General features: G+C 37.1%; 7 protein-coding genes. 5 read left to right on the top strand and 2 right to left on the bottom strand.

Going from position 1 to position 15288, the window contains the following annotated elements:
• Positions 1-60 precede the first annotated feature (60 nt).
• Positions 61-576, bottom strand: a complete 516-nt coding sequence (locus tag OOZ15_RS04935) for a hypothetical protein (RefSeq protein ID WP_265954793.1) — start codon at positions 574-576, stop codon at positions 61-63.
• Between the two features lie 136 nt (positions 577-712).
• Entirely contained in the window at positions 713-2374 is a 1662-nt protein-coding gene (locus OOZ15_RS04930) for a tetratricopeptide repeat protein (protein ID WP_265954792.1), read from the bottom strand.
• Positions 2375-2696: 322 nt separating this feature from the next.
• On the opposite strand from OOZ15_RS04930, the gene OOZ15_RS04925 reads away from it, so the two are divergent.
• The 5 genes from OOZ15_RS04925 to OOZ15_RS04905 all read left to right on the top strand — a co-directional run bounded on the left by OOZ15_RS04925 (position 2697) and on the right by OOZ15_RS04905 (position 15287).
• On the top strand, positions 2697-6869 hold the full coding sequence (locus tag OOZ15_RS04925; protein WP_265954790.1) for a hybrid sensor histidine kinase/response regulator transcription factor: 4173 nt from the start codon (positions 2697-2699) through the stop codon (positions 6867-6869).
• An 813-nt stretch (positions 6870-7682) separates the two neighbouring features.
• Positions 7683-10892, top strand: coding sequence for a SusC/RagA family TonB-linked outer membrane protein (locus tag OOZ15_RS04920; RefSeq protein WP_265954788.1), 3210 nt, complete (start codon positions 7683-7685; stop codon positions 10890-10892).
• A 17-nt stretch (positions 10893-10909) separates the two neighbouring features.
• On the top strand, positions 10910-12622 hold the full coding sequence (locus tag OOZ15_RS04915; RefSeq protein WP_265954786.1) for a RagB/SusD family nutrient uptake outer membrane protein: 1713 nt from the start codon (positions 10910-10912) through the stop codon (positions 12620-12622).
• 28 nt (positions 12623-12650) lie between these two features.
• Positions 12651-13454 carry a hypothetical protein gene (locus OOZ15_RS04910; RefSeq protein ID WP_265954785.1) on the top strand — a complete coding sequence of 268 codons (804 nt, stop codon included), beginning with the start codon at positions 12651-12653 and terminating at the stop codon, positions 13452-13454.
• 168 nt (positions 13455-13622) lie between these two features.
• The gene (locus OOZ15_RS04905; protein ID WP_265954783.1) at positions 13623-15287 is read left to right on the top strand and encodes a tetratricopeptide repeat protein; all 1665 of its coding nucleotides are present in this window, start codon (positions 13623-13625) and stop codon (positions 15285-15287) included.
• Position 15288 lies beyond the last annotated feature (1 nt).

The raw sequence follows: 15288 nt of genomic DNA, 5'->3' as shown, positions 1-15288 counted from the left end.
GTGTCAGCTGAAAAAAGTTCCATTCGAACGAGTGGCACATCTTTTTGATTGTAATTTTGGCTAATTTGAATGTGCTTGTATTTCACTTTTCTTTATTTCGTCACATTCCTCGCCCCAACATACCGAACAGGGTTCGTATATCGTATCAAAATCTTCTTGTTTGTTTTCGGTTACAAATGAGAAGTTTGTAGTGAATCCTCCCGAATAGGTAGTTATCCATCGTCCGATTCCTTTTTGCCTATCCGTCCATATAAATTTGATGTTTTGTCTTTTTTCAGATTCAGTCCAGTTCCATTTTGCTTTGATGAAGACTGTATCGGCGACCTCAGAGGTTTCCAGAACATCCAATTCAAAATCTTTCTGTCCCTCTTTAAAAACGATCTTCTTATCTTCTTTAATAGAAAGAAGCATGTTTGGACCATTACACGGATTGAAAATGACCAGTTTACCTTTTTTATTTGGGGTGAGTTTCACCCAATTCTTAGGTAATTTGGCAAGATCAAATTGCATGGTATTCGCTTGCTTGCAAGAAACCATAGCGGTTGATAAAATAAATAGTAGTAATATTGTTCTCATTGCTTAGTTTGTTTTTACATAACAACTATGGATATTAGTGTGTTATGTTGAATAACTGTGCAATATTAGAGAAGCATCAACGGGAAAATGTTCCATCCGCTTGAATGGTACTAGTTTTAATAAAAAAGTTGAAATCTTAAGCCGACTTCTGTAAAATGTTCTTTTTTCGGTATTCAGAAGGAGTGAGTCCGGTATGGTTTTTAAAAACCCTGTTGAAAGATGTTTTGCTTTTAAAACCGGCTTCGTAGCCAATAGCCAAAATTTTATAGTCTATATAAGCGGGATCTTTCATGATTTTTCGAGCCTCATTCACCCGATAAATATTGATGAAGTTGTAGAAGTTCTGTTCAAAACAAAAATTTAATACTTCTGAAAGGTGATGGGAACTCATATCGAGATTGGAAGCCAGATCAGACTGATTGATATCAAAATCCAAATAAGGTTTTTCTTTTTCCATATAGTCGAGAACAGCATTCATCAATTTTTCCCGATCTTCTTGGGTTAGGGAAGAATTTTTATATCGTGTGGTCGCTTTGGACACTGTTTCTTTCTCTTTTTCGTGCTTTTTCTGATACTTTTCGGCAAGCTCCTTCATTTTTGTTTTAAGCACTTTATTCTCGTTAAAAAGAATATCGTGATCACGTTCGAAGCGTACCCGTTCTTTTTCGACATGTTTCTTTTTTCTGATGTAAAAAAAGAGCATGCTTCCTAAAATCGCAATAGCAACACTGCTTCCCAGTAACATATTACTTTTATTGGTATCAGATTCTGATACGGTTTCCAGTTCTTGCTCTACAATTTCTTTTTCATTTTCAGCATCGTGTTTTACGTCAACTACAGTAGCGTCTGCCCTCTGTTGAGATAATTCTTTGTTTGTTTCAGCATAAGCCTTTTGTTCTTTAAGGGATTTTTCATAATTTCCTATTAGTTCATAAGCCTCGGCAAGGTATAAGTAGCTGGTGTTTACAAGATGTTTCTTGTTTTGGTCTATGGCCATTTCCTTTGACTCAATAAGGTACGGGATAGCTTTTTCTGCATCTTCTTTTTTTACATAAGCCATTCCAAGATTCAGTGTAGCTTCCAACTTTCCCCTTTCTACATCCGGATATGATTCTAAAAATTCTGTAGCCACTTGTATGGTCGAGTCATAGTCTTCCATATTGAAATAGATGTTAATAATATTTACCGAGCTTAGCACCGTAGCTTTTATATTATTTGTGCTCTCTCCATACCTCTTCAATTTATTTAGGTATTCCAATGCTCTGTCATACTCTTTGAGCCTTTTATAACTATTTCCCAATATATTATAGACCGACATTCTTTTCATGTCCGAAACGTTATGAAGCTCCGAAAGGGTTATGATTTGTTTTGCATATACAATTGCCTTCTCAAACAAACCTATTTTGTTGTATACTTGTGCGATGTTGTTCAGTAGGTCTATTTTATGTTCTACAGTGCGGGGCATCAATTCATTGCAAGCGTCTAGGGCTTCGAGATATATTGATAAGGCTTCTTCATATTCATCGTTAAAAATATGGTACGTGGCAATGTTGTTTAATGCGTCAATCTTAATGCCGGGGAGATTATAGTGTTCAGCAATATAAAGAGCAGAATCGTTATAGACCTTAAACCCATCCCGATTTCCATCGTTATATTGTTGAAGAGCTATTTCTGTATATTGAATGCTTTTTTCTTTAGGGCTAGCAATAGTATCCAGCCAGTTTGTGTCAGCATCTTGGGGGTAAGATAGATAACTCCAAAAAAATAATAATGGAAAGAGTAGGTATGTTTTATTCAAATTCAAACACTTCAAAATTCTATTTAATGATTTAGGTTAGGTTTACTAAGGTGCAAGTTAGAAAAAAGCACAAATTAATCGGTGTAGATTCTCTAAAAAGATGTGAAACGACTAGTTTTGTGACATTTTTCACAAAATCTTCTATTTTTTGTTATGACTCACAAGCTCTTATGAATCTCCTCTTGTGTACGAAAGTCCGTTACTATAAATTATAGTATGTGAATAATTAAGTAGAACTTGCTTTATTTTTTAGTACTGATTGTAATTTTATGTTATTTTTGGCTAGTTTGTGTCACATTAAAAATAATATAATCAGCCCATTATGCTTAATAATAGACTTATTGCTTATTTAGTATTGCTGTTAAGTGCTATTTCATGGTCTCAGGATGTCTCTCCAAGATTCAATTTTGTGAGCAGGATGGGCGATGTGCCCAAAGTGGGGATATATACCATCAATCAAGACGATTATGGCTTTATGTGGATTGGCACCAATGGTTCAGGTTTGTATCGCTATGATGGTTTGGATTATAAATCTTACAGGTTCACACTAAACGATTCCACTTCATTAAACAGTAGTATAGTATACAGCACTTATTTGGATGATAAAGATAGATTATGGGTCGGAACTGGGGAAGGATTAAACCTTTATGATAGAAATAAAGACCGATTTATAAGAATACCAAACACTGAATTTGGGGTTGATGAAAATACCAATATTGCTATCAGAAGTTTACAACAGGGAAACGATGGAAGCTTGTATATAGGAACCTTCGGACAGGGACTCTATGTCTTGGATCTATCCAGTTTTGCCATAAAACAAGTTTTGAACAGTCCCTTAAATCAGTCTATACCTCTTACTGTGTATTCCATCAAAGTTGATAAAAAGGGAAAAATATACGCAGCTACAAATCTGGGATTACAAGAATATGATAAAGAGAAGAACCTTATAAAACCTTCGGTATTCTTAAATGGAGAATATATAAAGGTCCATATGGAGTCATTGTTAATAGATGACGACGACAATATATGGGCTGGATCTAATTATGATGGAATTTTTAAGCTGAGTCATTTTAATGGTGATGACACCGGTATCCGTACCATAGAGAATTTCAAGATATCCAACAACCTTTTCTTTTCTCTAACAGATTTGAAAGACGGGACTTTGTTGTGTGGTACAGAAAACGACGGTTTGTTTCATATAGATGCTGAAGGGAATATCATACATCACTACTTGGCCAGTAACAAAGACGAGAAAAGCTTACTGTCTAATTCCATTTGGTCTTTGTTTACCGATCACGATGATAGGGTTTGGTTGGGTTATTACAATAAAGGTATTGCTGTTTACGACGAATTGCATGACAAATTCAACGGACTGGAAAGCATCTATAACAACTCAAATTCTTTACACACAAGTTCTGTTTCATCTATTGCTGAAGATGAACAAGGAAGGTTTTGGATAGGGATGGATGGTGGAGGAATAGATCTTTACAATAAAAAAACAAAAAAATTCACCCATATCAACAAACAAACCAAGGGTGAATATGGCGGATTGGGTAGTGAATACATACAATGTGTGTTTATAGATAGTAAGAAAAATAAATGGGCCGGAAGTTGGGATAAAGGAATCTATTTTTTGAAAAACGGCACAAAAAAATGGATCAACTTCAATACAGAAAACACTAGGGGAAAACTTAAATCCAATACCATTGTTAGTATTACCGAAGATTTAAAAGGGATTATTTGGATAGCAACATTCCACAATGGATTACATTCATACGATCCAAACACAAAAGAGTTTACACACCACAGTTCTCAGGCTTTCATAGAACATGGATTATCAAATTGCGATGCCTGGAAAGTTTTGGCAGATAGTAAAGATAACTTGTGGTTGGGGACTACACATGGACTTTTCAAAATCCAAAATAAAAATGGAAAGTTTGAGATTGTTTCTATGCTGGATAGAATGGGAGAGAAATATGACAATGCAACAACAGCCAATCATATCCTTTCCCTATACGAAAGTGAAAATGGGATTTTATGGATCGGTACCAAAGGTGCCGGATTATGTAAATATGATATAGATAATGATAAGCTAACCTGGTATAATAAATTAAATGGCTTGCCACTGGATAATATATGTGGAATTATTGAAAGCAACGATCACAATATTTGGGTGTCCGGGAATTCCGGAATCGTAAAAATGGACACAAAAACAAAAGAGTTTACCAATTTCACCATATATGACGGCTTGTTGTCCAATGATTTTAATATGAATGCAACGTATAGAGATTCCCGTGGGGAGATTTATTTTGGGGGCTATGGCGGAGTAGATTATTTTGATCCTGATCATATAAAAACCAATACACGTGAAAACCATTTGTATCTGTCAGAACTGAAGATCTACAATAAAAAAATAGGTCCAACCGAGTCAAATTCCCCACTAAAAAAAGTGATTACTCAAACCGATAGTATTTCGCTTACAAATCAACAAGCAGTTTTTACCATCGAATATTCAGGAATCAATTATACCCGACCGGAAAAAAATGAATATGCTTATTATTTAGATGGATATGAAAACATCTGGAACTATGTGGGGACTAATAAAAGTGCCACATACACCAACTTAGACCCCGGGAATTATGTTTTTAAGCTAAAATCGTCTAACAACGATGGTGTTTGGAGCACAAACCCTTTGGAGCTTAAAATTACGGTATTACCTCCGTGGTGGAAAACGAATTGGGCCTTAGCGTCATATATCGGACTGTTCTTATTAGGACTTTTTATTTTGAATAAATTGACCCAAAATAGAATCCGTGAAAAGCAACTGGCAAAATATGAGCGGGAAAAAAGACAGCAAGAAAAAGAGTTGAATGAGAAAAAGTTCCAGTTCTTCACCAACATTTCCCATGAGTTTAGAACACCTTTAACCCTGATCATGAATCCACTTCAGGATATTATAAACAATAAAGACCTGAACCTTTCCCCAAAGATTAAGGAGAAGCATCGCATCATTCATAAAAACACGGCCAGACTACACCGATTGGTGAATGAGCTTTTGGATTTTAGAAGACTGGAATTCAACAAAATAAACGTTAAGGCTACAAGAATTAATTTAGAAGAATTAACAGAAAATGTTATTGCTTACTTTAAAGAAGAGGCTTTGGAAAAAAGGATTGACCTGAGCTACGACAGCGATCAAAAAGATATTATAGTATGGGCAGATGAAAACATGATTGAAAAAGTGATTTTTAACATTGTTTCAAATGCTTTTAAGGCTACTCCGGAAGGGGGCAGTATCAATGTTGCGTTATATGCCAGCGATAACATTATTGATTTTCCGTTGGTAGAAGAAGGTTATCAAAGTAAAGCCATAGAAATTGTTGTTTCAGATACCGGGGTGGGGATAGAAAAAGAGGAACTCAACAAAATGTTTGAGCGTTTTTATCAGGTTGAAAGTTTGAATAAAACCTATTATGGCGGCACCGGAATTGGCTTGGAAGTTGTGCAGAGTTTTGTCAATTTGCACAAAGGGAAAATTAAAGTGAGCAGCGAAATAGGAAAGGGCACAATGTTTAAGGTTCAATTACCCGTAGGGAAGAAGCACTTTGGGGAAAGTGAGATTCAAACAACCCTAAATTCAGATGTTATTTCTTCAAAAGAAAAATACCTAAGGTCGGATACCGGTGCTGTTCAGTTGAAGGAAAATAATTCAAATGATGTTTCTGTAAACGTGTATACATTACTTATCGTGGAAGATAATATCGAGTTGCGTAATTATTTAAAAAGCGAACTGACAAGTCAGTATAAAGTAGTCACTGCAAATCACGGTAAAGAAGGATTGAAATTGGCAAAAGAGATACTTCCTGATGTTATTTTAACGGACGTTATCATGCCGAAAATGGACGGGTTGACCTTTTGTAAACATATAAAAACAGATATCGGAACCAGTCATATCCCTCTGTTGATGCTTACTGCCAAAGCTAAGATTGATGATAGAATAGATGGCATAGAAATAGGGGCAGACGCCTATATGGTAAAACCCTTTGATATGCGCCTTTTAAAGCTGCGTTTGTCGCAATTGATCACGAGTAGGCAGTTGATCTTTAATAAATATTTTAGTGGTATCAGCGATCTACCTGCCAATGCCAATACCACTTCTTTAGACAAGGAATTTATACAAAAAGTATTGAACTATATCAATTCACATATAGATGACCCTGACATTGGGGTAGAATCCTTAGCAGTTCATCTCAATTTGAGTAGGAGTCAGGTATACCGAAAAATAAAGGCACTGACCAATCAAACAGCCAATGAGTTTATAAGAAATATAAGGCTTCATAAAGCCAAGGTGTTAATTCAGGCAGGTAATTCCAATATAAGTGAAGTGTCCTATGCCGTTGGGTTCTCATCATCTTCATATTTTACCAAATGCTTTAAAAGTTATTTTGGGATTCTACCCACACAAGTCACAGTAGAAATAGATCCAGAGGAGTAGAGGTTGCCTTCTAAAAAGTTGCAAATTCAGATGTCATGCTGAGTAATGCCACCCTGAGCCTGTCGAAGGGCTGTATAAGCATAGTCAATTGAAAATCAACGAGTCATCGACAGGCTCAGACTGACAAATTGTGCTAAAATTTTCTTTTTAGAAGACAGTCCTTATTTTGACACAACCCTTCAAAGGTTATTTTCACCTATCCACAACGGTCATTTACACCTTCCGATACGTTGAAAAACCATCCCTCGGGGTAAAAAATACCTTTTAATAGGTCTGTCAATCCATTTGTCTGGGTTAAAAACCTGTCCCGAGCATTGTTGAACGTACCCTAGGGGTTTGGAACCTCTCCATATACGTTGGTGAGCGTATCCAAAAGGGTATTAACCTATCGGATATATTGTTGGACGTATCCGTTGAGGTCAAGAACCTGTCTAGATATGTTATTAGACGTATCAGGCGGAATACCATAATACTTTCATTTACTGATTTCTACAATAATATAACAAATGTTGCATCAAATATAAATTATGTTGCAACTACTCTATTTGTTATAAAAACTGCATCAAATGTTCTAGCAATTGCTTAATACGTGATATTCTTCATTTAATGTTTTTTTAACATTTACATAATGAAGAAATTTTTTGAAAAGCATGGCTGGAGAACCCTTATAGAGATCCTTTTAACCCTAATCATTATAGGCTTATTGGTTTTTTTGGTCTTTTATATTTTCTGATGAAAGTATAAACCCGGCTATAGTGCTTTACACAAACTTTCAAACATAGATCTAACTCAATTAACTTAAATGATTAAACAATGAAGCTAAAGTTTAAATTCGCGATGCTTGCTTTGTTACTGTTTAGTATACAAAGTGCATTTTCGCAAACTAAGACCGTCACAGGAGTCGTTGCTGATGCTACAGGAATGCCTATGCCGGGTGTGACTGTCCTCGTTGAAGGAACAAGCAATGGGACCTTGACAGATTTTGATGGAAAGTATGGCTTAGATGGCGTTAGTCCGTCAGATCAGCTAGCCTTTACCTATATAGGTATGGTGGCACAAACCATTCTGGTAGGAGACCAAACCACGATCAATGTTACCATGGAAGAATCCTTGGAAGCCTTGGAAGAGGTTGTAGTGGTAGGATATGGTGTGCAAAAGAAAGCACTTACTACCGGGGCTAATATAAATGTAAAAGGAGAGGATATAGCTAGACTGAATACCGGAACAGCTATGGAAGCCCTACAGGGGGTTACTCCTGGAGTAAGTATTAGTAGAAACAACGGTGCACCGGGTGCAGGAACCAAAGTAACCATTCGTGGATTGGGTACTATCGGAAATTCAAATCCACTATATATTGTTGATGGGGTAGCGGTAGGAAATATCGATTACCTGAGTTCCGGGGATATTGAAAGTATCGATGTCCTAAAAGATGCTGCTTCTGCAGCTATTTATGGTTCACGAGCTGCAAACGGGGTTGTATTGGTAACCACTCGAAAAGGTAGAAACTCAAGACAGGCAGAAGTTCATTATGAAACTTATTACGGTTTTCAAAACATATACAAAAACTTGACTCCGTTAAATGCTCAGGAGTATATGTATATTATGGATGAAGGAAGGGTTAATGAGGGACAAGCTCCTTTTGACTGGGAAACCATGATTAAAAATAACACTTGGATAAACGATACTTTTCCAGGTGAATTAGGAACAGAGTTAGGGGATCATGTATGGACGATGTTGGAAAACGGTTGGGAAGGTACCAACTGGATTGACGAAATGACCATGAAAAATGCACCGGTATCCAATCACTCCATTAATATTACCGGAGGAAGTGAAGATATCACCTATGCTTTAGGGGCTTCATACTTCGACCAGAAAGGGATTATAGGAGGTAATATTACCGATGCCGGATTTAAAAGGTTGACTACCCGATTAAATACAGAGTTTGTATTATTTAAAAACGACAACCACAGTATCATTACCGTTGGAGAAAACTTCACCTATTCCCAAACAGAAAATAGAAGTGTTGCAACCGGAAATATTTATTGGAATGATTTGCACAACGGTTTGGTACAACACCCTTTAATGCCGGCATATTGGGATGAATCTCCTGATCAGTATGGTTTTACACCAACGATGGGTGGATTGTCTGAATTTCAACACAATCCGGTGGCTGTGATGTATTACCGCCATAACTTTTCCAACCTTGGTAATAAAAGCAATACTGTAGTAGGGAATGTATATATGGAGATTGAACCTTTGGAAGGTTTAAAATTTAGATCTTCCTATGGTATTAATGCTTGGTTTGGTCATGGCAGGTCATGGAATCCGGTCTTTAATTTAGGTGTACTTTACGGTAACAATACAGATGGTGTTACTCAAAGTCAATATCTGGGGAATAATTCAACATGGACCAATACCCTTTCTTATGACACCACTTTTGGAGATCACAAAATAACTGCTTTGATCGGTACTGAAGCCTATAAAAATGAAATCAATTTTGAAGTAGGGGGAACTAAAGCAGATTCGCAATTCGGATCACCTGACTTTGCATTCTTAAACAATGTAGATAAAGACAAAATAGGAGGGATAGATACCTGGGGAGCCGATTGGGCTGCCGGAGGTGGAGGAATACTCTCTTATATTGCCAGGGCTCAATATAACTATAAAGAAAAATATTTATTGTCAGCTACTATGCGTGCCGATGGTTCTTCAAACTTTGCTGAAGGAAATAGATGGGGGTATTTCCCTTCTGTATCTGCAGGGTGGATTATAAGTGCTGAAGACTTTATGGATACAGATAGCTTTATCAAGCTTAGAGCAAGTTGGGGACAAAACGGTAACCAAAACATAAGTAATTTCATATATAGTTCAACACTTTCTTATATTACCCCTGGATATTATTTTGGAGATACAAAACCAACATATGGTTCTACAGCTATTCCATCGAGAATACCAAACCCAGATGTGACTTGGGAAACTTCAGAACAATTAAATATAGGTATTGATACACGATTTTTAAGTTCTCGTTTGGCTTTTACAGCCGATTGGTACAAGAAAAAAACCATAGATTGGTTGGTCGAAGCTCCTCAATTGGGAACAGCCGGAGCAGCACCACCTATCATTAATGGAGGGGATATAGAAAATACCGGATTTGAAGTGATGTTGTCGTGGAATGATGATATAGGGGATTTCTCCTATGGTGCTACAGTAACAGGAGCTTATAATAAAAACGAGGTTACCCGAATTGATAATGCTGAAGGAATTATAACCGGTGAACCACATATATTGTCACAGGGAACTGCCTATATTTCAAGAGCTGAAGAAGGTTATCCTATTGGGTATTTCTACGGTTTTGAAACGGATGGGATTCTACAAAATCAAGATGAGGTGGATGCTTATGTAAAACCAACTGATGGCACTCCGTATTTTGACGATCAACGTCCCGGAGATGTTCGTTTTGTAGATCAAAATCAAGATGGGGTGATCGATGAAGCTGATAAAGTAAAGTTGGGAAATCCAAATCCTGATTTTGAACTAGGACTTCAGTTGAATGCTGAATACAAAGGTTTTTATGCCAATGTAACCATGGCAGGAAAATTTGGGATGCAGGTCATGCAGTCCTACCGTTCGTTTGCCGATAGTTTTGATCAAAACTATACTACAGGAATCTTTGATCGTTGGCATGGAGAAGGAACGTCAAACAGATTGCCACGTATGAGTTCAATATCCAACAGAAATACCCAATGGATATCAGATATTTATATGCACGATGCTGATTATTTAAGAATCAGCAACTTAACTGTTGGGTTTAGACTTGGACAGTATTTAGACGATGTAGATTATATCAAAGACGTCAATATTTATACTTCTGTCAATAACCTGTATACGTTTACAGGATATGATGGAATGGATCCTGAAGTTACCTATGGTGGAAATGATGGTACACCGTGGGCGTCAGGAGTAGATTTAGGTTTATATCCCTTACCAAGAACAGTAATGCTTGGATTGAGTGTTGATTTTTAATGATAAAAAGTAAAACAATGAAAAAATTAATATATAGTATAACCGTCGCTGCACTGATACTATCAGTAAGTTGTAGTGAAGAGTTTTTGGAAACGGATAATCTTTATGAAAAAAGTTTGAATAACTTTTATCGTACTCCTGATGATATTGAAGAAGCGATGTCAGGAGTGTATAGTGCACTGTATACTGCAGGAGTGCACAGTGATGAAGCTGTTGCAGCCAACCTACTTTCAGATATGATGCTTGGTGGTGGTGGTCCTGATGACCGATCGGCAAAAAATGTAGATGGTTTTAAAGATCCCGAAGAGGATACCTATAAAGATCTATGGGTAGAAACCTATAATGGGATAAACCGATGTAATGCCATTTTAGAAAAAGTTGAAGAGGCGGATTTTTCTGAATTTTTTATAAATGAAGATGAAGCAGAAACTTTTAAGCAGGAAACGATAGGGGAAGCCTATTTTATGCGTGGTTTCTTCTATTATAGAGCTGCAAAATTCTTTGGAGGGATGCCTATAATTCCTACGGTTGATGCACCTAGGGATGTACCAAGAGCCTCCTATTCTGAGACTTTTGCACAAATTGCAGCGGACTTTAAGACAGCGATAGAGCTGTTGCCTTCGACCCCCTTTCCTAGTATTCCAACGGCTAGATATGGCCATGCTAACAAATGGGTAGCACAGGCCTATATGGCAAGGATATTTTTGTTCTATACGGGATATATGACCAATATTGAAGGACAAGCAACTAGTGATTTACCTTTGCCTGAAGGAGGCTCTATAAACAAATCTCAAGTACTTGCCTATCTAAACGATTGTATCAATAATAGTGGATATGGTTTAGTCGATGATTTTAGAAACCTATGGCCATATTCCTATGTGAATACAAGCGCCGGGGAGGTAGTACTTCCATGGGCAGAAACTGAAGGACTGATGTGGGCAGGGCAGGATGGATTAACTCCAACTTTCGGAACAGGAAATAACGAATTTATGTTTGTCCAACGTTATTCAACAACCAACTGGGATTGGGGACAGCAATACAATAACAGGGCTCCCCTTTTCTTTGGAATTCGTGATAACCCTAACCTTATGCCTTTCGGACAAGGATGGGGCTGGGGATCTGTAAATCCTACATTGTGGAATCAGTGGGATGATGCTGATTTAAGAAAGCAAGGATCCATTCTTCAACAGGGCGATCCGGAGCAAGGTACTGATGCATGGGAACTTGATAAAGGAGATCATGAAACAGGCTTGGTCAATAAAAAATATATAACCATAAAGCATGATGATCCTGATGGACAAGACGGAGTGCAAGGAATGTTCTACTTTTTATACGATATGAACAACGCTGATATGCAGTTATGGGCAGCACAAGATTATGTTTATATGCGTTTTGCCGATGTATTATTGATGCATTCGGAAATTTCTGAAACTTCAGACGGAATGAATGCTGTACGTAACAGAGCAGGATTAGGTGCTATTGGCTATTCTTTGGAAGCCTTAAAGGAAGAGCGTATGCACGAACTTGCTTTTGAAGGCTTGCGTTGGTTCGACCTTGTTCGCTGGGGAGATGTGGAAGATGCTTTTGGAAATCAAATAGATGTTAGAAACTCGGGTGTTGATGCTACATATAGTGTACAATACAGATCGGAAACCAAAGGATTGGTTCCCGTCCCTGAGTCAGAAATAAGACTGTCTAACGGTGTTTATGAACAAAACCCGGGCTGGTAAGACTGCGTTAATCTTAAAAACTAATAAAATGAAAATATATAAAATTGTAAATCTTTGGGCTTTGTCGCTTGTGCTACTGGTTACAGCATGCCAGCCCATAGAAGACAGAGATGACCTTGAAAATTCAGTCGCTGTAGAAGAAGTTGAATTAGTCGCTACCCAAGCAACAGAAGGGGGAAATAAAATAGAACTTCATATGACAACTCCCGGAATTACCGGCTATTGGGATTTTAATTTAGGAAAAGCCCTGACCAATAGGGTAGAATTTATTTACCCCATTCCCGGAGCTTCAACCTTTACCTATGTTGGTACTTTAGGCTCAGAATTTTTTACCAAAACCATTGATGTACAGGTTGATCAATTAGATCATGAGTTGGATCAGGATTGGTACGATTTAGTGGGTGATGATACTGCAGCAGGAAAAACATGGGTGTTTGATGGCGGGCCTGAGCCTGATGGCGGGCTGTGGTGGTATATGTCTCCACCAGATGATCCTTCTCAATGGGAAGCGGTTTGGTGGAACTCTGCAGGGGACTGTTGTCCTCCTGTTGATGCTGCGGGTAAAATGAAGTTTGATCTTGATAAAGGTGCAAATTTCACCTATCATTCAAGTGCTGAAGCAGAAGGACAAGCAGGAAGTTTTGTATTAGACGTAAAGAACCAAACCCTTCAAATAAACGATGGGAATATCCTAGGAGCAGAAGCTCCTAGGGGAAACCCGGACGGCCTTTACACCATAATCTCTTTAACAGCAGATCAATTGATATTATATGTTCCAAATAATGAAGGAGGAACAGGTTGGGTATGGATATTTAAACCGGAGGAACTATAAATTGTTCGATATAGTCATACAATTGTAATTTTAATTAATTCTTTAGTTAATTGTGATAAGCCCCGCTTTGTATATAGCACATAGTGGGGCTTTTTCTTTTGCATCAATTAGTTTTTATTAAAGTAATCTAAACTTGGTTTATATTTGTATGTAAAGAATACATAATAAATGCGAGCCATACTCTACTTTCTAATTTGCTTTAGCTTAATTGACCTTTACGGTCAAAAGGATATAGATAGCTTGCATTTGTTATTGGAGCAAAAGGATCTGTCAGATAAAGTACGAACAGATGTTTTAAACGACCTTGGTTATGAATACTGGATCATTGATACCAAAAAATCAATTGAATATGGGGGAGATGCCCTGGAACTAGCAAAGAAGTTAAGTTACAAGTCCGGTATTGCAAGATCGGGAAGGGTAATAGGGGTTGCTTATTGGGCTCAGGGAAATCCGAAACAGGCTCTTGAAAATTTGACCTCATCTCAGGCAGTTTATGAAAGCATAGGAAATAATGAGGGATTGGCCAATTGTCTTCTTAATACAGGAATGGTGTATGCAGATATTAAAGAGTATACCAAAGCTGAAGAACTTTATGAAAAGGCCATAGAAAAATTTACAATCCTTAATCTTAAGGGACGGATTGCAACTACATATACAAAAATGGCCGATATATTCCTGGCACAGAACAATTTGTATGATGCCAAGGAATTTTTGGACAATGCACTGAGCATTCACTCGGAAAATGACTTTACTTATGGGAGGAGTGAAGTACACAACAGGCTTGGCAGGCTTTTTATTGAAGAAGGGGAACTGGAACAGGCAGAATACCATATTAGGCAGTCCACTATTCTTGGAAAGGAAGCGGGGGATGAAGATGGGAAAATTAGTAACCTTATTCTTTTTGGGGAACTATTAAGGCTGAAAAATGAATTCGAAACTTCAGAAATACATTTAAATCTCGCCTTGGTTGAAGCAAATAAAAAGGATTTAAAAAAATACAGACTGGCAGCACTACGCGAACTTCAACTGCTAAAAAAGCAACAAGGGGAATTTGCTGAATCCTTAAATTATTATGATGACTATATTGTGCTTAAGGATTCTATATACAATACCGATAAATCCAAACAAATTGCAGCTATAGAATTTAGTAATGAACTTCAGGAAAAGGATAGACAACTGCGTTATCTGAACGAGAGTAAAAAAGCAGACACATATATAAAATGGCTCCTGATTACAGGTATTTCCATAATTTCCCTTCTTTCCTTTTTTTTGATAAAGAGTTTAAGGTCAAAGAATAAAAACCAACAAAAGTTGTTGACATCCATTGCAGATCTTAATAAAAAAGAGTTGGAAAACCAACGTTTGAAGCAAATCGATTTGGAAAATCAATTGCATTTTAAAAATAAAGAACTGACCTCTTATGCTTTAAACTTTGTACAAAAAAATGAACTGTTGGAAAATCTTTATTCAAAATTAAAAGAGGTCAGGGAAGCGACTCCCGGAAATCAGATAAAATATCTGAAAGAAATAGAGCATACTATTAAGCAACATAAAAATTTAGAGAGAGATTGGGAGGATTTCAAAGTCCATTTTGAACAGGTTCATTCTGATTTTCTGAAGATACTAAAAGATAAATATCCTGAACTGAGTGGTAATGACTTAAAAGTAGCAGCCTTAACACGGTTGAATTTAAGCATAAAGGAAACTTCCGGTATTTTAGGAATCTCCCCTGAAAGTGCAAAAACTGCTAGATATCGACTTCGTAAAAAATTAAAAATGTCTCAGGAGGAGGATCTTTTTTCTTTTCTTTCAGAGGTGGAAAAAGGGGATTAAT

Origin of the sequence: Galbibacter kalidii (assembly GCF_026241135.1) — a bacterium.
GTDB lineage: Bacteria > Bacteroidota > Bacteroidia > Flavobacteriales > Flavobacteriaceae > Galbibacter.
Note: the sequence above shows the minus strand (reverse complement) of the source record. Positions and strands in the feature narration are given on the sequence as shown.